Below are 19,009 nucleotides of genomic sequence, written 5' to 3'. Positions count from 1 at the left end.
GATGACGAACCCGCTCCCCTTCTTCCATCTGGCCGCGACGACCGCCGGTCTCCGCGCGCCGTACCCGATTCGCGACGCGGGCGCCGTCCTCCAGGCATTTCCGTCCCATCTGATCCCCGAGGGATTCGACGCCGCGTCCTCCTCCCTTCCGCTCACCTATCTCGACAGCGCGGCCTCGACGAAGATGATCGGACCGGCCCGCGATGCGCTGGAGAGCATACTGGGTCATTATGCCAACAGCCACTCGACGACCTACGGGGCGGCGAGGTTCTCGACCCACGCTTTTGAAAGGGCCCATGAAACGGTCTTGGGGTTCACGGGCGCCGACCCGGCGACGCACGTGGCCGTCTTCGTGGGCCACGGGGCGACCGGGGCGATCAACCGTGTGGCCCGGAGCCTGTTTTGGAGGGGGCCGGAAGACGGGCGCGACACGGTCGTCTTCTCCGGCATGGAGCACCATGCCAACCAATTGCCTTGGAGCAAGTACGCGCCGCGGTCGATCGGAGTCCCGGTCGACCCGATCAAAGGAACGCTTTCCCTCGACCGTATCCGCGACGCGCTGAGGGAAAACAAGGGGCGAGTGCGCCTGGTGGCGGTGACCGGCGTGTCGAACGTCACAGGCATCGTCAACGACGTCGCGGCGCTGGCGCGCCTGGCCCATGGGGCCGGAGCCGAAATCCTCGTCGACGCCGCGCAGACGGCGGCGCACCGCAAGATCCGCATGCGGGAGGACGGCGTCGACTACCTCGTCTTCTCCGGCCACAAGGTCTACGCGCCGGGTTCGCCCGGAGTCCTCGTCATGCCCAGGTCCGCGTCTCCCGCGCAGCCGGACGAAATGGGCGGCGGAATCGTCCTATCCGTCGATCTCGAACGTCATCTCTTAAGGGATGATCTCCCCTCCCGGGAGGAGGCCGGAACGCCCAACATCCCCGGCGCAGTCGCCCTCGCCGCGTCCCTGAAGACGCTCGAAGTCATCGGCATGAACCGCGTTTGGGAACATGAACTCTCTCTGACGCGCCAGCTTGTCGGGGGACTCCAGGTTTTCGAGGAGGTACGCATCTTCGGCGACGCCGACCTCGACCGCACGCCGCGGGCGGGCGTTGTCGCCTTTTCCGTGGATGGCATGCATCACGCGGTTGTTTCCCAGTCCTTGGCGGACTACTTCAACATCGCCGTCCGGAACGAGTGCTTCTGCGCCCATCCCTACGTGAAGGCCCTCCTGGGGGTGACGCCTCCGGAATTGGAGGCCTTCGAACGCGCGGTGCTCGCGGGAGACCACAGCCGGACGCCCGGGATGGTCCGGGCCAGTCTGGGCATCTACTCGGACGAAGGCGACATCGAGCGGCTCCATGCCGCCGTCGACTGGATCGTCGCGAACGGCGCGCGCCTGAACGCCGAGTACGAGGTCACGCGCGAAGGCCGGGCCGTCCGCCGGGACGGCTGGACGTGGGAACCCAAGACCGATAGTCTTTTTTAGATGCGCGAACTCATCGACCTTTGCCGCCAAGCCTCGGAACTGCTGGCCCGAGACCCCCTCAAGGGCCGGGTGACGTCCCGTCTCAAGAAGGACGGGGCCCTGCGGCGCCTGACCCAATCCATCGAGTTCCACCTTCACCGTTGCGGTGAGGTGTACCGGCCCGAAGCCACGAGGGCCCAGGCATCCGAGGCATCCAGACCGATCAAGGCGATGACCTGGAACATCGAACGGGGCAAGCGTTTCGAGACGCTGGTTCATGTCTTGTCCACCCACACCGAGATGAAGGACGCCGACGTCTTCTTTCTGACGGAAGTGGACTGGGGCATGGCCCGTTCCGGCAACCGAAACGTAGCCGCCGATCTCGGAAAGTCCCTCGGTCTCTTTTCCTATTTTGCCCCGTCCTATTTCAATCTCACCGCCGGACACGGCTCCGAACGTCACATTCAGGAACCGAACGCCGTCGGCCTCCATGGCAAGGCGATCCTCTCGCGTTATCCTCTGACGAACCTGCGCGTGGCGGCGATGACCAACGCGACCGACAAATTCAAATCGAAGGAAGTGCGGGTCGGTCAGAAAAGATCCCTGATCGGCGACCTCTCCGTCTCCGGCGGCAAACTGACCGTCGCCTGCGTTCACCTGGACGCCTTCTCCTCGCCCCGCATGCGCGCCTTCCAGTTTCAGCAGGCCGTCGGTCCCTTGCTGAACGGCGCATCGTCGACGCCCGCGCTGATCGCCGGCGACTGGAACACGAACACGATGAATTCGACCTCCGGAAGAACCCTCTTCGCCAGCGTCCTCCGCCAGATCCTTTCTCCGGGCCCAAAGCGCATGATCAGCGCCCATCACGCCTTTCCGCAGAAGAAGTTCGATCGCCCACTTTTCGAAGCGATCCGGCGGCTCGGGTTGGATTATGAAAACTTCAATGAGGAAGGCGCCGGCACTTTCGACCTGGTGACCGACGACAGGGAACTGGGCCAGATGGCCAAGGACCAGTTCCCGGAATGGATGCTCCGCTGGATCAACCGCATCGTCAAAAAATCCGGCGGCCGGTTCAGCCTCAAACTCGACTGGTTCGCCGCCCGGGGCTTAACCCCCCTTCTGAAAAAAGTCATCCGTCTCCGCCCCGGCGAGGACTACCCCCCCGACGACCGCCCGAGCGATCACCACCCGATCCTTCTTTCCTTTGAAATTTAAGGCGAAACTGCATAGGAAATAAGCCGATAAGGCGGTTCGTTATGGTCGCGACCATCCCAACGGCGTGCCTGATTCCAGGCTATCAACTGCAGGAACTCATCAGCACCGGCGGCTTCGGCGCCGTCTATCGCGCCCTGGACGCCTCTTCCGGCGAGACGGTGGCGATCAAGGTGGGACAGATCGCCGAAAATCCGAATACCCCGGAATTCCGCGCGCAGCTGCAGAGAGACTTCGAGAACGAATGGGCCTCCTTGAACCGCATACGGTCGGATCGAATCGTGAGACCCATTGCGCGGGGGACGACGGTCGATGAGAAACCCTATCTCGTCCTTGAACACGTGCCCGGCGTCACGTTGAATGACTTTCGGATCTCCGTCGAAAGCGGCTTTCTCCCCTTCGACGTCAGGCAAACTTCGATCCTCATGCTTGGGGCGGTGGAGGCCGTTGGGGTTCTCCACGAGAGCGATCTCATTCACAACGACGTCAAGCTTTCGAATTTCATCGTAATGGAAGACGGGGCGGTCAAGCTCTGCGACTTGGGGATGGCAAAATCGATCCAGGAGGCCAGGAAGGCGGGAAGCCGTCCTTACCGAGGCACTCCGCGCTACATACCGGTTCAAACCGTCGAGACCCCCCAAAAGGACGTCTACGCCCTCGGCGTCGCCTTCTATCACTTGCTGACGGGCCGGGAGATTTCCCCTTCTTCTCATCCCTTGGCCAGCCTCTTTCCCCCTCCTCCACCCAGCCAGACGCGGCCGGAGCGGGGGATCGCCAGGCCGGTCGACCGCGTCGTCATGAAGGCCATTCATAGGGCCCCGACGAGCCGGTACGCCGATGCGAACGAGATGGCGGAGGATTTGAGAGCGATCGCTATCCCGCCGAAGACGTTGAAAAGACCCGCGCGCCGCCGATGAGCGCGGCGTCCGTCCCCAGTCCCGCCTTCACGATCTTCACTGTCCGGGCGGTTTCCTCGTAGGTCCTTTGGGCCAGTTCCTTCTTGGCGGGCTCGATGAAAAAGTCCCAGGCCTCCGCCACGCCCCCGCCCACGATGATCGTTTCCATCCCCAGCGTGTTCACGAGGGAGGCGAGGCCGATCCCCAGGTAATAGCCCATTTTTTTGAAGAGGGTGTTGGCGAAGATGTCGCCGTCCAGCGCGGCCACGTAAAGATCCTTGGCCGTCGTCCGGGCGAGGGGTTTACCGAGCCTCTCAAGGAGCTGCTCCCGGCCGTCGGCCTGGTCGGAAATTTCCGCGAGACGCAGAATTCCCGTCGCCGAGACGAAGGTCTCCAGGCACCCGCGGCTCCCGCAGGCGCACTCGGGGCCGTTCGTCTCGATGCAGATGTGCCCGAACTCGCCCGCGAAACCCCGGTCGCCGTGAAAGACGCGGCCATCGATCACCATCCCCCCACCGAGGCCCGTGCCGAGCGTCATCATGAGAAAGTTTTTCAATCCCCGCCCCGCGCCTTTCCAGGACTCGCCCAGGGCCGCCAGGTTGGCGTCATTGTCGACGGCGACGGGCCAGGAGAGCTCGGGCCTGAAGAACGAAAGGAGTTCGAGGTCCTTCCAATCCGGAAAATGGGGGGAACGGTAGACGATGCCTTTGGCGGGATCGACGATGCCCGGAAAGCCCAGCGAGACGCCGAGAATCTTGCCATTGCGGGATTCGACGTTCCCGCCGAGGGAACGAACGGCGTCAACGACCTTTCTCAAGACCGTCGCGCTTCCCGCGCGCGCCTCGGAGGCCTCTTCGAGGCGATCCAGTACGGTTCCGTCCTCGCGCACCGCCGCGATGCGGAGGTTGGTCCCGCCGAGATCCACGCTCAAGACGAAGTTTGATGAAGACATAACGGCGTGTTATCACGAATAATAAGATAACAAAATGCCTCAATTTCTCATTCCTCCGGGGAAAAAACCGGACGATCGCGTCGCCGTCTCTCCGGAAGAATCCCGCCACGCGACAAAAGTCTTGCGTCTCGAACGCGGCGCCCGCGTCCGCCTGACCGACGGCGCCGGAGGACTCTTTACCGGACGCGTCGAAACGATCACGCCCAAACAAACCATCGTCTGGATCGAAGCCCGGCTTCCGGTTCCGGAACCCAAGGCCAAGGTCATCCTCGCGCAGGGGCTTCTCAAGGGCGACAAGATGGAGTTTGTGATCCAGAAGGCGGCCGAGCTCGGGGCTTTTGCCGTCTTGCCGTTCACCTCGTCGCGCACCGTATCGGATTGGAAAGGTGATTCGAAGAAGCTCCAACGCTGGGGAAAGATCGCGGAGGCCGCCTCCAAGCAATGCGGTCGGGCCGCGCATTTGGAGATCTTGGAACCTCTCGCCTTCACCAAGGCGCTCGATGTCGCCGCCGACGCCAAGATCGCCTTCTGGGAGGAATCACCGAGACCGGCCAAGGACTTCTTGCGCGGGCAGCAGGCGCGGAGTCTTCTCGTCCTCGTGGGGCCGGAAGGCGGCTTGTCAAAAATGGAAACGGACGAAGCGGTGCGAGGCGGATTCACCCTGCTCTCGATGGGGTCTTTGATCTTACGGGCCGAGACGGCGGCGATCAGCGCCTTGAGCGTCATTCAATATGAATTGGACAACTTCTAAGCCCCTCGTCATTGCCCACCGGGGTGACACGAAGGCCGGCCTCGAGAACACGCTGCCGGCGATCGAATCGGCGCTGAAGCTCGCCATCGACGGGATCGAGGTCGATCTCCAGCTCACGCGCGATGAGCGCGTCGTCCTTTTTCACGACGACGACCTGCAAAGGCTGGCCGATCGGCGGGGAAACGTTCGGGAATTCACCCTCTCTCAGCTCAAGGCCTTCCGGCTCCAACAGGGAGGATTCATTCCCACGCTCGAAGAATTGCTGGACCTGGTGCGCGATCGCGTCTTGCTCAACCTGGAGATCAAGACCCGGCCTCACTGGTACGCCCCGGGCGACGGACGACTTGAGGTGAAAATCGCCGAGACGCTCCGGAAGTTCTCTCTCGGCGACTCCATCCTCCTATCGAGCTTTCATCCCCTGCCGCTCTGGCGGATGAGGCGGCTCGCCCCCCGCCTCAGGCGGGGGGTGCTCTTTGAGTCCAAGTACTGGATGCACCGGATGGCCCTGCCGCTCACGCGCCCCTTTTCGATCAACGCGCCCCTGGCGCACGCGACGCAGGCGCTCGTGCAGGCCGCGCATGACGCGGGACGGCGGTTTCTGGTTTGGACGGTGAACGCCGAAGATGATATGAGAAAGTGTCTGGAGGCAGGCGTTGACGGAATCATCACCGACGAACCCCGGCGGCTCAAGACACTCCTCCTCCATCGGCCAAGCGGCGGATGACGGGAAGACTCCCATCACCGTCTACGACCCGACCTTCTTCCCCCCGGAACACACACAGACCCAGCGCGAGACACCGACCGGGGAGGTCCTTCCCGCGACGCTCCAGCAACGCTTCGCGGCCGTCTTCGCCGATCTCACGATCCTGGCGGCCCTGGGATCTCCGCTTTTTTTCTTCTTCCAAAAAGCCGCCTCCTTCGCCGCGTCCCTCGCGGGTCTCGTCCTCGTCTACTCCTTTGCCAGCGAAGCGTTGATGACGGCGACTCCGGGCAAGTGGCTCGCGGGCCTGCGGGTCCGCAGTGCGGACGGCGGAGAGGCGTCCATCGCCGCCGTCCTCATCCGCAATCTGATGAGGCTGATCGACTACCCGCTGTTCTTCCTCACGGCCGCGGGCCTCATGGAATCGACCCAAAGGCATCAGAGGCTGGGAGACCTCCTCGCGGGCACGGTCGTCGTCCGGGAGATCGCCTTCGAGCCGCGGCGGATCCCCCCGGAGACCACGCCCCTGGCGGGCGCGACGCGCCGGGCGGTCGCCTGGGCCTTGGATCTGCTCGTGATCGTTCCCATGGCCTATGGCCTCCTGCTCGCCATCCCCGTCGGGCGTCCTTCGTTGGCCACGATCGCCATCAATGCCGTCCTGCCGCTCACGCTCCTCGCACTCACTGTCTGCGAGACCTTTTTTCAAACGACCTTCGGCAAGGCGCTTGTGGGGCTCCGGGTCGCGCAGGAGGACGGACGCCCCGCGCGCTTCGCGTCGATCTGGCTGAGGAATGTCTTCAGGCTGATCGACGCCAATCCGATCGGTTACCTTTGCGCCCTCCTCTCCAGCCGCAAACAACGCCCGGGAGACATCGCCGCCGGCACCTTGGTCTTCCGCGACCGCGGCGGCCTCCGGGGCTGGATCGCCGTTCCGCTTCTCGCGGGACTTGCGTTCGGAGCGTTCTCCGTGGGTCTGAAGAACCCGGACAGTTTCCTCCGGCGGAATTTCAGCCTTCGCGTGGGTGCATACACGGTCGACCCCGTGCCGCAGGCCGTCAAGCGTCTCCCCTTTCTCCACCTGGGGATCCTGATCGACGAGTTGGGACTGGGCCCCACCGAGGCGGGGCCGGTCGCGGACCCCGTCTTTCTTCCGGGACAGGGCATCTACGTTCTCTTCCGGATCTCGGGCTATCTCGTCCAGTCGGAGAAGGCGTGGATCCAGGCGGACGTCCGCGTCCGGAACACCGCCGGTAAAGTCGTTTTGGAAAGACCCAATGCGATCAACGCGAGCATTCCCGTGGGCTCCCGCAGGTCGGCACGCCTCATCTCCCGCTTCGCCCTGCCGCCGGACGCCCCATGGGGTCCCTACACCGTCACGCTCACCCTCCGGGACCAGTTCTCGGGCAAGACGGTCGAGGCAACGCGGAGATTTGGCCTCCACCGCTGATTTCTCAAAATTTTCGCGCCTTTCCGATTGATTTTTAAAGCAAATCTCGGCATAAGGGACTCATTCAACCAAAAACAAGGAGTTCGCCTTGTCCGGTCATTCCAAATGGGCCACGATTAAACGCAAAAAAGGCGCCGAGGACGCCAAGCGCGGCAAGATCTTCACCAAGATCATCCGCGAACTGACGGTCGCGGCGCGTGAAGGCGGCGGCGACCCGAACGGCAACCCCCGCCTCCGCACGGTCATGGACAAGGCCAAACAGGCCAACATGCCGCAGGACAACGTCACCCGCGCCATCAAAAAGGGCACGGGCGAGCTTGAGGGCGCCACGTACGAAGAGCAGTCGCTGGAGGGGTACGGTCCCGGCGGCGTGGCGGTGATGCTGAACATCCTCACCGACAACAAGAACAGGACGGTTTCGGAAATCCGCAATGTGTTTTCCAAAAACGGCGGCAACATGGGCGAGGCCGGCTGCGTGGCCTGGGTCTTCCACAAAAAGGGGTTCATCCAATTCAACAAGGGCCAGGTCACCGAGGACGCCTTGATGGAGACCGCCCTGGAAGTGGGGGCTGAGGACATCAAGGAGGAGGAAGACACCTGGGACGTCCTGACCGATCCGGCCTCGTTCGAGAAGGTCAGGAAGGGTCTGGAGGACAAGGGCCTCAAGCCGGTTTCCGCGGAGGTCACGATGGTTCCTCAAAACTCCATCAAGATCACCGGGGCGGAGGCCGAGAAGATGCTCAAGCTCATGGAAGCCCTCGAGGACCATGACGACGTCCAGAACGTCTACGCAAACTTCGACATACCCAAGGAAGAAATGGAACGCCTGAGCAAGATGGTCGCCTAATGCGCATCCTCGGCATTGATCCAGGCTCGCGCATCACCGGTTACGGTGTCGTCGAAAAACGAGGCTCCTCTTTTCTGCACGTCGACAACGGGTGCCTGATCCTGCGCCCCGCCGACCCAATCCCCTACCGGCTGGAACAAATCTATTCCGGGCTCTTGGAGATGCTGGCGCGGTACAAACCCGACGCGGCGGCGGTCGAGGAGGTCTTCTTCGCCAAGAACGCGGCGAGTTCCATCAAGCTGGGCGAGGCGCGGGGCGTCGCCCTGCTCGCGGCCGTTCAGGCCCGCATCCCGGTCTTCGAATACGCGACCCGCGAGGTGAAGCAGGCGATCACGGGTTTTGGACAGGCCTCCAAGGATCAGGTGCAGAAGATGGTCAAGAGCGTGCTGGGACTTCCGCAAGTCGCCCAGGAGGACGCCTCGGACGCCCTGGCCGTCGCGATCTGCCATCTTCAATCCTACAGGCTGAAGGCGGTGGTGGGATGATCGCCTCCTTGAACGGAATTCTCGCGCAAAAGTCGATGGACTCCGTCGTCGTGGACGTCGGCGGCGTCGGCTACAAGGTCGCCGTCTCCCTCAACACCTTCGCTCGCCTGCCGGGAGCCGGGGATCGCGTCTTTCTCTTCGTCCACACCGCGGTCCGCGAGGACGACATCGCCCTCTTCGGCTTCATCGAGGAGTCGGAGAAAAAGGTCTTTCTCAAACTCATCGGCGTCAACGGCATCGGACCCAAGCTTGCGCTCACCATCCTCTCGGGCATCGCCCCGACGGATCTCATCGATGCCCTCCACCGGGAGGACCTGGCGCGGCTCACGGCCATCTCCGGCATCGGCAAGAAGACGGCCGAACGGATGATCCTGGATCTGAAGGACAAGCTGAAGGAGCTGCTGACGGAGGATCGGCTCAAGGTTCCGGCGGGACCCCGAGGACTGATCGAGGAGGCGACCTCCGCCCTGGTCAATCTGGGCTACAACCGGGCCGTGGCGGAGAAAACCCTCTCTCACGTCCCTCTGACCGAGGGAGCGCCTCTGGAACAAATCCTTCGTAAGGCTTTGAAAATTCTCTCGGACAAGGCTCTCACATGAAAGACAACGCGGAGACGGCAGCCCGTTCCATCTCCCCCGCCACCCAGGAGGACGAAGCGGCGTTCGACGCCTCGCTGCGTCCCAAGACCTTCGCCGACTACTACGGCCAAACGAGCGTCAAGGAGAAGCTCGCCCTCTTCGTCGAGGCGACCCGCAAACGGAAGGAAGCCCTGGACCATTGCCTCTTCTACGGCCCTCCGGGGCTGGGCAAGACCTCGCTCGCCTACGTCATCGCGAACGAACTGGGTGTGAACATCAAGTCCACCTCCGGCCCCGTCATCGAGCGCCCCGGCGACCTGGCGGCCATCCTCACGAACCTCGAACCGCACGACGTCCTGTTCATCGACGAAATCCACCGCATGAGTCACATCGTGGAAGAAATCCTCTACCCCGCCATGGAGGACTTCAAGCTGGACATCTTGGTGGGCCAGGGCCCATCGGCCAAGACGATCAAGCTGGACCTGCCGCGTTTCACCCTCGTGGGCGCGACGACGCGCGCGGGACTCCTCACCTCGCCCTTGCGCGACCGGTTCGGCATCACCTGCCGCCTCGATTTTTACACGCCGGAGGAACTGGCGGAGATCGCCTTCCGTTCCTCCAAACTCCTGGGCATTCCGGTCGAGCGCGAAGGCACTCTGGAGATCGCCTCCCGTTCGCGGGGCACGCCCAGGATCACCAACCGGCTGCTCCGGCGCGTCCGCGATTACGCTCAGGTCCGGGCCCATGGGAAGATCGACCGGAAGACGGCCCAAGAGGCCCTCGCCCTTCTCGAGGTGGACGAAAAGGGTTTTGACATGATGGACCGGAAGATTTTATCCACCATCATCGACAAGTTCGCCGGAGGTCCCGTCGGCGTGGAGACCCTGTCGGCCGCCTTGAGCGAGGAGCGCGACACGCTGGAAGACGTCTACGAGCCCTATCTGCTTCAGTGCGGCTATCTCCAGAAGACGCCCCGGGGGCGGACGGCGACGGACCTGGCCTACGAACACTTGGGACGCCCCATGAAGGCCTCCCGGCAGGAAAAACTCTTGTGAAAAGGTTGCTGTTCTTCATCGCGGTCTTAAGCCTCCTGGTCTCGTTCGGCAACGAGGGCTGGGTGAGACTCTACCAGCTCCGGCGGGTCGGGGCCTCAATCGAGGAACAGAACCGCCTCGTCGCCCTTCAGAACGACAAGATCCGTCATGAAATCGAGGACCTCCGGGATCCAAAATATCTCGAACGTTTCATCCGCAACGAAATGGGCTACGCCCGCGAGGGCGAAACGCTCTACGAATTCATCGAACCCAGGTAAAGGAGCCCCCCCGTCATGCCCGAGCAAAGAAAAGGCCGCGTGAAGTGGTTTAACGACTCCAAGGGTTACGGCTTCATCGAGCAGGACAACGGACCGGACGTTTTCGTTCACTATTCCGCCATCCAAGGCGAGGGCTTCAAGAACCTCCGCGAAGGCCAGGAAGTCCTCTTCGAAATCGTCGAAGGCGCCAAGGGGCCCCAGGCCGCCAATGTCGTAAAGGCCTAGGTCGATTCCTCGTCCTTGATTCCAAAGACCCGAATCTTCTGAAACAGCGTCGACTTGGCGACACCCAGCGTCTCCGCCGTGCGCCTCTTGTTCCAGCCGTGCTCGCGCAGGGCTTTGAGGATGGCCTCCCGCTCGGCATCCTTGAGGATGTCGGCAGGCTTATCCAGGGACTCCTCGGAGCTGAGAAAAAGGAGGTCCTTCGCGGAGATCGACTCACCGGGGGCGAAGAGGACCGAGCGCATGAGGACGTTTTTGAGCTCGCGTACGTTTCCCTTCCAAGAATGGGAGGAGAGGGCCGCGACGGCCTCCGGCGAGAGCGTCTTCTGGTCCGCCGGCGCCAAACCCTCTTGAAGCGCCGCCAGAAAATGGGCGGCCAGCAGTGCGATATCCTCCCGTCGTTCCCTCAAGGGAGGCAAGGCGATGGGCACCGAATAGAGACGGAAATAGAGGTCTTCCCGGAATTTACCCTGGCGCACGTGGGCCTCCAGAGAGCGATGGGTCGCGGCGACGACGCGGACGTCGGCCTCGATCTCCTGCGTCCCCCCCACGCGCCGGAAACGCCGGTCCTCCAAGACCCGAAGAAGCTTGGGCTGCAGCTCCAGCGGCAACTCTCCGACCTCGTCCAGGAACAGTGTGCCTCCCTGAGCCTGCTCAAAGGCGCCCGGGTGACGGTTCAAGGCCCCCGTGAAGGCCCCCTTTTCGTGGCCGAAGAGCTCGCTTTCGATGAGCTGGGGGGAAATGGCCCCGCAGTTCAAGGGAACGAAGGGGCGGCGGCATCGGGTCGAAAGATCATGGACGGCCCGCGCCGCCAGCTCCTTGCCCGACCCCGTTTCGCCCAGGATGAGGACGGTCGCCGACGTCGGAGCGGCCTTCCGGATCTTTTCAAAGACGCGAAGCATCGCGCCGCTCGCGCCCATCATCCCGCAGAGGGATGCCTGGCACCCGCTCGCGCGCCCGCGGGCCACGGTCTCGCCGTCCCCCCAACCGGAATCGTCCCCGAAGACGACGGCCCAAGACCCGAGACCGATGCGGTCTCCGTTCTTGAGCGGGGCCTCGCGCACGCGGCGCCCGTTCACCGTTGTCCCGTTCCGGCTCCTGTCGACGACCCAGAAGGTCCCGTCCCGGCGTTCGATCGTCAGGTGAAAGCGTGAAATCTCCTCGTCCGGGAGCGTGAGGTCGTTGGCCGGGTGCCTCCCAATCCGGAGGACCTCGGCGGGGAAGGGATATTTGAGGACCTCGCGGTCCAAACGGAAAAAATGAAGTGTCGTCATGCCCGGCAGGGATTCAACCCGCGTGCCAGGGCATGTCTTGTGAAATCCAAAGGATTTCCGGGGCTGCGGGCGTCAACTTTACAGGCCGTGTAAACCTAGATGGGCAACTTGAACTCGCCGATCCGGATGCTGGGCTTCGAGACGCGTCCGGTGATCGTGAAGGGATAGCTTCCATCGGCCGCCTTCTGCTTTTCGACCAGGCCGAGGATCTGAAATTTTTGGGCGAAGTCCGGAGTCGGTTTGAAGGAGCCCTTCAGGTTGAAGCGGTAGTTGTCCGCCCGGCGCGCCCCGTAGACCTTTCCGTCCGTGTTCAAGTCAAGGTCGCCACCCGCGAGCTGAAGCGACTTCACCTCCAAATTGCCGCGGCTGACCTGGATATCAATCTTTGAATTGCCCCCCGTCTGCGCGAGCTTCATGGCCGGAACCTTGAACGCCCCTTCGGCGAGCGAAATTTCCCCCAACCCAAGGTCCAAGACCTGCAGGACGGCCGATCCGGTGTTCCGGAGGGGGTCTTGCGGGTACATTTCCAAGCTCACGTTACCGCTGACGGTCCCCGTCACCGGAATTCCCGCCCTTTGGGTCAGAAAGGAGATGAGGCCGAGGTCGAAGCGGTCCAATTTGGCTTCGATCTCCATCCCGCCGCCCTTGCGGATGAAGGCGCCCGTGGCCCTCCCCTGCGGAGGTTTCACGTCGAAGTCGACCTCCAACCCGCCGGACAGCAGCGCCAGAAGACCCACTTTGACCTTGGCCTGCGAAAGCTTCATCGGCGCCGCCGCGGCGCTCCCCCTCGGCCGGATCTCGATGTCCTTCAGCACGGCCCCGCTGGGCAGAGAGGGCGATAATTTTCCGATCGTCACCTGGTAGCCGCCGCCCATCGCGTTTTCGATCTCCGTCGCCGCCCGGTTCTTCACGCTGTCGAAGGGAAAGAGCAGGACGGAAAATAGGACGAGGCTCAGGAAGAAAACGACCGGATACAGGAGGATTTTAAGAAACTTGGACATCTTTAGGTAGCTTTCGCTCGATTTATATTTCCTTTTTCACCGCAAACGTCGCCACTTCAAAGGAAACGTCCAGGATCTGCCGGTTGTTGCCTTTGGGCTTGATCTGGATCCTCCGGATTCGCATGGGGGAGGACTTGTCGTTCTCGAGATTGTAGAGGAATTCGAGCAGGGCCGTCAGTCCCACGTTGGAGAGCTTCACCTCCAGCGAGTTGATCTCGAGATAATCCGTCTCCGTCGGCGCCTTCTCCTTCACCTGGTCCACCGTGAGGTCGCTCTGCTTCGCGATACTCTCGATGCGCGTGGTGAGCGAGCCCCCCGCACGGCCGAAACGTCCTTCCAATGCGTCCGCCTCCGCCTTGATGCGCCGGTATTCGGCGATCTTGTCCGCCACCTGGGTGGCGCCCTTCTGGGCGGAGGTAATGTCCTTCTTGAGAGAGGAGACCTTTCCGGAAAGCAGCGAAAGCGGAAGGAAGAGGATCAGGGCCAGCAGGGCCGCGACCGCCGCGAGGGCCAGAAATTTTTTCGGCGGCGAGAGTTCCCCGAAGGCCGTCAAAACGTTGTCGAGCGAGAAGTGCTGAAGCGGCGAATAGCGAGTCTTGAGAGCCATGTTACGCCCCCTCCTCGGTCTCGCCGCCGGCGAGCTCGATGGAGAGGCCGAAACGGATCTCCCCCTTGGGCCCCTTCTTGACGTTCTCGGTCGCGACGTTCTTGAACATCTTCGACTTCGCCAGCGCCTCCTTGATCTGGTCCACCGCCTCGAAGGAAGCCACCCGACCTTGCAGGCGGATGCGCCTGGCGGCGATGGTGAAATCGTCCACGTCCAGAACAAGGACCTCGCGCGGCGGAAGCGTGGCGGAGAATTCCCGGAGGACGTCCAGGACGGATAGGGCGGTCTCCTCCTCGATCTTTTTCTTTTTTTCCTGGGCCTCGGTGATCTTTCCAGTAAGGCTGGAAAGGATGGCTGTGGGATTACCCTGCGACTTCTTGGGCAGCTCGGGCAGGGCCTGGGAGGAAAGCGCCACGACCTGCGCCGTCGAGCCCTTCACCCGCCCTTTGAGCGCGCCGTAGCTCGCCACGAAACTGCCGAGCGCGAAGAAAAGGACGACGCCCAGGAGGACAGCCGCCTGCTTGACGAGACCGACATACTCCTTGACCTCGCCCTTGTAGGCGAACTCCCCCCGCCGGAATTGGATGTCCCGGATGCCCGAACCGGTCACGCCGCGGTAGGCAAGCCCAAGCGCCGAGGCCGCGATGGGACGGCACCAATTGGAGTCCGCAAGATGATTGAACGGAAAATCGAGGCAGTCGAGAAAGCTCACGTTCATACGGAGCTTGCCGGAGAGATATTGGTCGATGCCCGGGAGCCGGGACGTGCCTCCGCAGAGAATGAGGGCCTGCACCACTTCCTGCTTGTTCTCTTGAAACGCCATGAAGGTCTGTTTCAAATGCAGAAGAATTTCGTTCAAGGGACCCTTCATCGCCTCGGCCACGTTGCGGGTAGTCTGATCCGCCCCCTCCACCTCGGGGCCGATCTGGCCCACCTCGATCTTCATCCGCTCCGCCTCGGCCTGAGGGATGTTGAGGGACTCGGCGATGGCGCGCGTCAGGTCTCGCCCGCCCACCATGACGGTCCGCGCGAACTGGAGCTTGCCTCCCACGAAGATGAGGATGTTGGTCTTCTCGTGCCCCAGGTCCACGAGGGCATAGGCGCCCTCCGGCTGAAGCACGCCCAGTTTCATGACGTTGGCGAGCTCCACCGGCTCGCTGCCCACGAAACGGGGATCGATGTCCGCTCCGGTCATCGTATTCAGGAACTTGATGAAATCGCTCGCCTTGGCGTAACTCACCAGGACGGTCGAGCCGGTCTTGGAACTCTTGAGGAACTCGTAGTCGATGAGCAGCTCCTCCAGCGGGAGGGGCACGTAGTTCTCCATCTCGAACTCGATGGTTTGGTCGACTTTTTTGAAATCCGCGAATGGAAGGTCGATCGCACGGTGGGACGTCACCTGACCGGGCAAGGCCGTATAGGCCGCCTGGGACGAAAGGTTGTATTCCTCAAAAAGCCGCCCGAGGGCCTGCGCGACGGCCCCCTCCCGGCCGAGGGCCTCGGCGTTGACGAGGGGTTGCTCGAAAAACCCGACGAGATGGAACTCCTTGAGGGTGCGCTCGATCTCGGCGACCTTGATGGAGTAACTGCCCACGTCGATGCCAAGGATGGTCTGAGACATCTAAAAAATCATACGCCTATTCGACCCGAAAATAAAGTGTTTTCCATAGGTTAGGATTGGGTTGCGAGGCGTCGATGACGGCGACGATCTTGGCCTCACTCTCACCGGCCATCCCGGTCGCCTCGATGCGGTAAAAACGGTTGGTCGTCGTAATCTGGGCGGCCAAGGCCGCGGGAGTGGGGGCGCCGATGACGGGCGCAATGGCCGCCGCAACCGCCGCCGGCTGGGGAGAAGGTTCGCTGCAGGCGAAGTGGACGGCCTCGATCACCGCGTTCCACTTCTCGTCGTCATTGAGACTGATGGGCGCCATGCCGGGGGTCGCGGTGATGAACCTGAGGACGAAGGCACGGATCATCTCATCGGAGGCCTGGCAGACGTTGATCTTGTTGTCGCCGTAAACGGTCACCTGCGGGGCCAGGAGCTTGAAGAGATCGTCCCCGACGCCGTGGACCAGCAGAAGCTCCGCAATGGTGGTGTATTTTCCGTTCTTGGGCTTGTAACCCAGCCCGTCGTACTCGGACTCCTCGGATCCTCCGGAAATGCCCGGGGACTCGTTGATCCGGTCGTCGCGGTCGGCCCAGTCGGCGACGGAATTGACGACCTTGCGGATCTCATCGGGTTTGCCTTCAAAGATCGATTCGTACTCCTTCTGGGAGAGAAGGGAAAAGAGCAGCTCCTTTTGAAGGTCATAAGGCGTGAGGGTTCCCTCGGGCGGCGGCGCCGCGCCAGTCACGGTCCCGAGAGGATCGGCCCGAAAGACGTTCAGATTGAGCTTGCGCTCCTCCGTGTCGCAATCGACGGCGAAGTCGCCGTCGAAGTTCAGGAATTCCTCGGACCCCGAGACGGCCTCCCCCGTCTCCTTGAACTTGGGCTTGTCCTCGTCCTCGGGCGGCGGCGTCTCCTTTTTTTCCGCCCCTTCGCCCTCGCCGGTGGTTTCTCCGCCCGCCAGCCCCGGCAAGGCGCCCGAGGACAACCCCTTGAGAAGGCCCGTGGAGAGCGGAATCTGCTTGCACAGCGGGTCCGCGGTAACGCCCGAACCCTTGAGATTCTTGAGCAGGCTCGCGTACCGGGCCCGGATGTCCTTCTCAAACTTGAGCTCAAGACGCGCCAGGTTGTAGCCCGAACGGGCCAGGTAGTAGGCCTTGAGCCGATCCCTCTGCGAGGCGGCGAGGTCGTAGCCCACGTGAGAGTTGTAGGCGAACTCCACGACCAAGGTCGTCAGGATCAAGAGGGCCCCCAAGACCATCATGAGGGCGACACCGCGTTCGTTTTTGATCACCTTGAACATGTTAAAAATCGTTGGGACCGGGAGACATTTCGAGCAAGGCAACCGTCATGAACCGGAGCGAGTTGTCCTCATCCACCGGGTCCTGAAGCACCAGCGTGATCTCCACCGCGCGCGGCAGGCGGTTGGCGAAGTCCAGCTTCGTCGTGTCCCATTCGTCCTTATATTCGGTCTTGGCCGCGTCGTAATAACGGAAGTTGAGTTCCTTCACCCCGGTCATCAGCACGGTTACCTGCCCCTTTTCCCCGGGCTCGGCGTCCAACGGGCACTTGAGACGGCGCTTGACGGCGTAGAGACCGTCGCCGTCTTCTTGGGTTTCCAGAAAGTACGTCACCTCGGCCAGGTCGGACTCCTTGGCGTCCTTCAAGTAGCGCGTGTGAGAGAGGGTGTCGAACGTGAGCTTGTCCTGGTCGCCGTTGTTCTCCGCCGAAAAGACGCTCTTGGAGGACTGCTCGCCGTTGGGCGAAACGCCCAGGAGCTCGACGTTGCCGTAGAGGACCGCCGTCGCGAGCTCGCGCGTCAACCGGTCCATGAAAACGTTGGCGCTCCGGTAGGCGTCCTCCCGCGTCTCGAAGCGTTCCTTGGACCCCACCATCGCGCCCATCGACTGATAGACGAGAAAGGAGATGATCGCGAGCAGGACGACCGCGATGAGGACTTCGATCAGCGTGAAGCCTTTTTGATTCATAATCTACATCTTCACGACGTGGGTCGTGAGCGTGATGCCTTCCTCTTCCTCGTCGTCCTCGCCGCGCCAGACGATGGTGAGTTTCACCTCGCGCGTCGCCTGGGAGAGCTGCTCGGAGACCATCGTGAACACCTGGGTCATGATGTCCGCGCTCACGCCTTCCGGCGCGGGCGGCACGGGAATCTCCACCTTCTTGATCTTCAGGCGCCAGCCGTAGTCCGGGTATTTGTCCTCCTCGAACGTCCCGGCCTCCTCTTTCTCCTCGGGGAACTCCCCCTTGGCGATCCCGGCCTCGATCTCGATCAGGGCCTGGTCCATCTTGAGGCGGGCCAGCTGCGTGCACACCGAGATTCTCTGGGCCCGAGCCGAGCCCAAGAGCGACGTGCTCTGAAGGCTGTAGATGGCGAGAAGCGAAACGGCGAGGATGGCAATGGCCACCATCACCTCGAGGAGCGTAAAGCCGGCGCTGTGGTTGCTTTTACTTGTCCTCACTTCTCCACTCCGAAAAATGCTCCCGATACTCGGACGCCACGCGGACCTTGCCGGAGAACGCCTCGACCTCGACCGCATAGTGGTTTTCGTCCTCCTCGTCCTTGAAATTGATCAGGGTCGGCGTGGCGTAGCCATCCGGGAAGAAATAGGTGTAGATCCGGCCCTTTTCCTTCTTCCATTTGAGGTAGGAAACGGACACATCCTTGAAGAGGACGCCGGACGGGAGTTTGACGGGCTTCAAGAGTGATGACTCGGACGGGGCGCAGGAGTCGGCGGTCTTGGCCGCTCCTTCGTCACCTGCCGCCGCGTCGGCTCCTTCACCTTCCTCGGGGGCCGGCTTCGCCTCCTCTTTCTTGTCCTTTTCCGCCTGCGTCTCTTCGTCCTCGACGGAGACGACGACGGGTTCCGTGCATTCCTCCACGCTGTAAGACTGGGCCTCCAGGTCATAGAGAACGCGGATGTACCGGTGGTCGGTCACCGCCTTGTTGGAAAGGTAGCGGAGGGTTCCCGCGAGCTTGCCCGCCGCGCTCTTCATGTTCACGTTGAAGACCGAGCGGAGCCCCGTGGCCGAGACGCCGATGATCAGACCGACGATGGCCATCGCGACCAGAATTTCGATGAGCGTGAGCCCGGAGTTTGAGAGAAGGCTATTCCGTTTTCTCGACGCCGATCTCCCAGGAGTTGATGTCCTCATCCGTATCCTCGCCCCCCTCCTGGCAATCGGCGCCGTACGAGGTGATCTCATACGGATTCCCGTGCGATCCCGGGCTGTAATAGAGGAATTCGCAGCTCCACGGATCCTTGGGGACGGCGTTGCCCTTGATGTAGCCCCCCTTGGGGTAGCTGTTCGGAATGCGGCCCGTGGAGGGCTTTTCCACCAGGGCCTTCAACCCCTGCTCGGTCTGCGGGTAAAAACCGTTGTCGCGCCGGAACTCGTCCAGGGCGGTCTCGAGGTTCTTGATCTGGGTCTTTGCGGCCGAGACCTTGGCCTGGTCGAGACGGCCGATGACGTTGACTGTCACCAAGGTCGCGATGATTCCAAGAATCGTCACGACGACCATGATTTCGATCAAGGTCATGCCGCGGTTGTTTAGAGTCCGTTGCCAAACAGAGTGCGGCTTACGGACTCTTATGCCGCGAAGCGGCGCGGTCAGAATTTTCTTCAGCATTTGTGATTCCCCCT

At 62.3% G+C, this 19,009-nt stretch carries 22 protein-coding genes; 12 read left to right on the top strand and 10 right to left on the bottom strand.

Going from position 1 to position 19,009, the window contains the following annotated elements:
* Position 1: 1 nt before the first annotated feature.
* The 3 genes from VLJ37_03370 to VLJ37_03360 are packed head-to-tail and all read left to right on the top strand — an operon-like array spanning position 2 to position 3,585.
* The gene (locus VLJ37_03370) at positions 2 to 1,477 is read left to right on the top strand and encodes an aminotransferase class V-fold PLP-dependent enzyme (GenBank protein ID HSA58705.1); all 1,476 of its coding nucleotides are present in this window, start codon (positions 2 to 4) and stop codon (positions 1,475 to 1,477) included.
* A complete protein-coding gene (locus tag VLJ37_03365) occupies positions 1,478 to 2,671 on the top strand; it encodes an endonuclease/exonuclease/phosphatase family protein (GenBank protein ID HSA58704.1) in 1,194 nt (397 codons plus the stop codon).
* A gap of 41 nt (positions 2,672 to 2,712) precedes the next feature.
* Positions 2,713 to 3,585, top strand: a complete 873-nt coding sequence (locus tag VLJ37_03360; GenBank protein ID HSA58703.1) for a serine/threonine-protein kinase — start codon at positions 2,713 to 2,715, stop codon at positions 3,583 to 3,585.
* Here the strand turns inward: VLJ37_03360 and VLJ37_03355 are convergent.
* Complete coding sequence (locus tag VLJ37_03355; GenBank protein ID HSA58702.1) at positions 3,542 to 4,516, bottom strand: ROK family protein; 975 nt, start codon at positions 4,514 to 4,516, stop codon at positions 3,542 to 3,544. The genes VLJ37_03360 and VLJ37_03355 overlap by 44 nt on opposite strands.
* 34 nt (positions 4,517 to 4,550) lie before the next feature.
* Here VLJ37_03355 and VLJ37_03350 point away from each other — a divergent pair, with 34 nt between their 5' ends.
* From VLJ37_03350 to VLJ37_03310, 9 genes are all read left to right on the top strand, one after another.
* A complete protein-coding gene (locus VLJ37_03350; GenBank protein HSA58701.1) occupies positions 4,551 to 5,267 on the top strand; it encodes an RsmE family RNA methyltransferase in 717 nt (238 codons plus the stop codon).
* On the top strand, positions 5,248 to 5,991 hold the full coding sequence (locus tag VLJ37_03345; GenBank protein HSA58700.1) for a glycerophosphodiester phosphodiesterase family protein: 744 nt from the start codon (positions 5,248 to 5,250) through the stop codon (positions 5,989 to 5,991). The genes VLJ37_03350 and VLJ37_03345 overlap by 20 nt, the downstream gene beginning before the upstream one ends.
* The gene (locus VLJ37_03340) at positions 5,921 to 7,414 is read left to right on the top strand and encodes an RDD family protein (protein ID HSA58699.1); all 1,494 of its coding nucleotides are present in this window, start codon (positions 5,921 to 5,923) and stop codon (positions 7,412 to 7,414) included. The genes VLJ37_03345 and VLJ37_03340 overlap by 71 nt, the downstream gene beginning before the upstream one ends.
* Positions 7,415 to 7,502: 88 nt before the next feature.
* The gene (locus VLJ37_03335) at positions 7,503 to 8,261 is read left to right on the top strand and encodes a YebC/PmpR family DNA-binding transcriptional regulator (protein HSA58698.1); all 759 of its coding nucleotides are present in this window, start codon (positions 7,503 to 7,505) and stop codon (positions 8,259 to 8,261) included.
* A complete protein-coding gene (ruvC, locus tag VLJ37_03330; GenBank protein HSA58697.1) occupies positions 8,261 to 8,746 on the top strand; it encodes a crossover junction endodeoxyribonuclease RuvC in 486 nt (161 codons plus the stop codon). The genes VLJ37_03335 and ruvC overlap by 1 nt, the downstream gene beginning before the upstream one ends.
* Positions 8,743 to 9,345, top strand: a complete 603-nt coding sequence (ruvA, locus tag VLJ37_03325) for a Holliday junction branch migration protein RuvA (GenBank protein HSA58696.1) — start codon at positions 8,743 to 8,745, stop codon at positions 9,343 to 9,345. The genes ruvC and ruvA overlap by 4 nt, the downstream gene beginning before the upstream one ends.
* Positions 9,342 to 10,379: a Holliday junction branch migration DNA helicase RuvB gene (gene ruvB, locus VLJ37_03320; protein HSA58695.1), complete on the top strand. Its 1,038-nt coding sequence runs from the start codon at positions 9,342 to 9,344 to the stop codon at positions 10,377 to 10,379. Before ruvA ends, ruvB begins: the two co-directional genes overlap by 4 nt.
* Complete coding sequence (locus VLJ37_03315) at positions 10,376 to 10,636, top strand: septum formation initiator family protein (protein ID HSA58694.1); 261 nt, start codon at positions 10,376 to 10,378, stop codon at positions 10,634 to 10,636. Before ruvB ends, VLJ37_03315 begins: the two co-directional genes overlap by 4 nt.
* Before the next feature lie 15 nt (positions 10,637 to 10,651).
* Positions 10,652 to 10,861, top strand: a complete 210-nt coding sequence (locus tag VLJ37_03310) for a cold-shock protein (GenBank protein ID HSA58693.1) — start codon at positions 10,652 to 10,654, stop codon at positions 10,859 to 10,861.
* Here the strand turns inward: VLJ37_03310 and VLJ37_03305 are convergent.
* From VLJ37_03305 to gspG, 9 genes are all read right to left on the bottom strand, one after another.
* Positions 10,858 to 12,132, bottom strand: a complete 1,275-nt coding sequence (locus VLJ37_03305) for a sigma 54-interacting transcriptional regulator (GenBank protein HSA58692.1) — start codon at positions 12,130 to 12,132, stop codon at positions 10,858 to 10,860. The two genes, VLJ37_03310 and VLJ37_03305, sit on opposite strands and share 4 nt — an antisense overlap.
* Before the next feature lie 95 nt (positions 12,133 to 12,227).
* The gene (gene gspN, locus VLJ37_03300; protein HSA58691.1) at positions 12,228 to 13,133 is read right to left on the bottom strand and encodes a type II secretion system protein GspN; all 906 of its coding nucleotides are present in this window, start codon (positions 13,131 to 13,133) and stop codon (positions 12,228 to 12,230) included.
* Positions 13,134 to 13,155: 22 nt separating this feature from the next.
* Complete coding sequence (locus VLJ37_03295) at positions 13,156 to 13,740, bottom strand: hypothetical protein (GenBank protein HSA58690.1); 585 nt, start codon at positions 13,738 to 13,740, stop codon at positions 13,156 to 13,158.
* A gap of 1 nt (position 13,741) precedes the next feature.
* Positions 13,742 to 15,361 carry a pilus assembly protein PilM gene (pilM, locus tag VLJ37_03290; protein ID HSA58689.1) on the bottom strand — a complete coding sequence of 540 codons (1,620 nt, stop codon included), beginning with the start codon at positions 15,359 to 15,361 and terminating at the stop codon, positions 13,742 to 13,744.
* Positions 15,362 to 15,377: 16 nt separating this feature from the next.
* Positions 15,378 to 16,649 carry a hypothetical protein gene (locus VLJ37_03285; protein ID HSA58688.1) on the bottom strand — a complete coding sequence of 424 codons (1,272 nt, stop codon included), beginning with the start codon at positions 16,647 to 16,649 and terminating at the stop codon, positions 15,378 to 15,380.
* A gap of 1 nt (position 16,650) precedes the next feature.
* A complete protein-coding gene (locus VLJ37_03280; GenBank protein HSA58687.1) occupies positions 16,651 to 17,334 on the bottom strand; it encodes a type II secretion system protein GspJ in 684 nt (227 codons plus the stop codon).
* 3 nt (positions 17,335 to 17,337) lie between these two features.
* Positions 17,338 to 17,826, bottom strand: a complete 489-nt coding sequence (locus VLJ37_03275) for a prepilin-type N-terminal cleavage/methylation domain-containing protein (protein ID HSA58686.1) — start codon at positions 17,824 to 17,826, stop codon at positions 17,338 to 17,340.
* Entirely contained in the window at positions 17,813 to 18,520 is a 708-nt protein-coding gene (locus VLJ37_03270; protein HSA58685.1) for a prepilin-type N-terminal cleavage/methylation domain-containing protein, read from the bottom strand. The genes VLJ37_03275 and VLJ37_03270 overlap by 14 nt, the downstream gene beginning before the upstream one ends.
* Complete coding sequence (gspG, locus tag VLJ37_03265; protein HSA58684.1) at positions 18,474 to 18,995, bottom strand: type II secretion system major pseudopilin GspG; 522 nt, start codon at positions 18,993 to 18,995, stop codon at positions 18,474 to 18,476. Before gspG ends, VLJ37_03270 begins: the two co-directional genes overlap by 47 nt.
* Positions 18,996 to 19,009 lie beyond the last annotated feature (14 nt).

It is taken from the genome of bacterium (assembly GCA_035454885.1).
Lineage (GTDB): Bacteria > UBA10199 > UBA10199 > JACPAL01.
The sequence above is the reverse complement of the archived record's forward strand: the minus strand, read 5'-3'. Positions and strand labels throughout refer to the sequence as shown.

What these genes read in the sequence shown, in the direction of transcription:
- VLJ37_03370 (HSA58705.1), top strand. Translation starts at nt 2, where the DNA reads ATGACGAACCCGCTCCCCTTCTTCCATCTGGCCGCGACGACCGCCGGT.
- VLJ37_03365 (HSA58704.1), top strand. Translation starts at nt 1,478, where the DNA reads ATGCGCGAACTCATCGACCTTTGCCGCCAAGCCTCGGAACTGCTGGCC.
- VLJ37_03360 (HSA58703.1), top strand. Translation starts at nt 2,713, where the DNA reads ATGGTCGCGACCATCCCAACGGCGTGCCTGATTCCAGGCTATCAACTG.
- VLJ37_03355 (HSA58702.1), bottom strand. Translation starts at nt 4,516, where the DNA reads ATGTCTTCATCAAACTTCGTCTTGAGCGTGGATCTCGGCGGGACCAAC.
- VLJ37_03350 (HSA58701.1), top strand. Translation starts at nt 4,551, where the DNA reads ATGCCTCAATTTCTCATTCCTCCGGGGAAAAAACCGGACGATCGCGTC.
- VLJ37_03345 (HSA58700.1), top strand. Translation starts at nt 5,248, where the DNA reads ATGAATTGGACAACTTCTAAGCCCCTCGTCATTGCCCACCGGGGTGAC.
- ruvC (HSA58697.1), top strand. Translation starts at nt 8,261, where the DNA reads ATGCGCATCCTCGGCATTGATCCAGGCTCGCGCATCACCGGTTACGGT.
- ruvA (HSA58696.1), top strand. Translation starts at nt 8,743, where the DNA reads ATGATCGCCTCCTTGAACGGAATTCTCGCGCAAAAGTCGATGGACTCC.
- ruvB (HSA58695.1), top strand. Translation starts at nt 9,342, where the DNA reads ATGAAAGACAACGCGGAGACGGCAGCCCGTTCCATCTCCCCCGCCACC.
- VLJ37_03310 (HSA58693.1), top strand. Translation starts at nt 10,652, where the DNA reads ATGCCCGAGCAAAGAAAAGGCCGCGTGAAGTGGTTTAACGACTCCAAG.
- VLJ37_03305 (HSA58692.1), bottom strand. Translation starts at nt 12,132, where the DNA reads ATGACGACACTTCATTTTTTCCGTTTGGACCGCGAGGTCCTCAAATAT.
- gspN (HSA58691.1), bottom strand. Translation starts at nt 13,133, where the DNA reads ATGTCCAAGTTTCTTAAAATCCTCCTGTATCCGGTCGTTTTCTTCCTG.
- VLJ37_03295 (HSA58690.1), bottom strand. Translation starts at nt 13,740, where the DNA reads ATGGCTCTCAAGACTCGCTATTCGCCGCTTCAGCACTTCTCGCTCGAC.
- pilM (HSA58689.1), bottom strand. Translation starts at nt 15,361, where the DNA reads ATGTCTCAGACCATCCTTGGCATCGACGTGGGCAGTTACTCCATCAAG.
- VLJ37_03285 (HSA58688.1), bottom strand. Translation starts at nt 16,649, where the DNA reads ATGTTCAAGGTGATCAAAAACGAACGCGGTGTCGCCCTCATGATGGTC.
- VLJ37_03280 (HSA58687.1), bottom strand. Translation starts at nt 17,334, where the DNA reads ATGAATCAAAAAGGCTTCACGCTGATCGAAGTCCTCATCGCGGTCGTC.
- VLJ37_03270 (HSA58685.1), bottom strand. Translation starts at nt 18,520, where the DNA reads ATGAGGACATCAACTCCTGGGAGATCGGCGTCGAGAAAACGGAATAGC.
- gspG (HSA58684.1), bottom strand. Translation starts at nt 18,995, where the DNA reads ATGCTGAAGAAAATTCTGACCGCGCCGCTTCGCGGCATAAGAGTCCGT.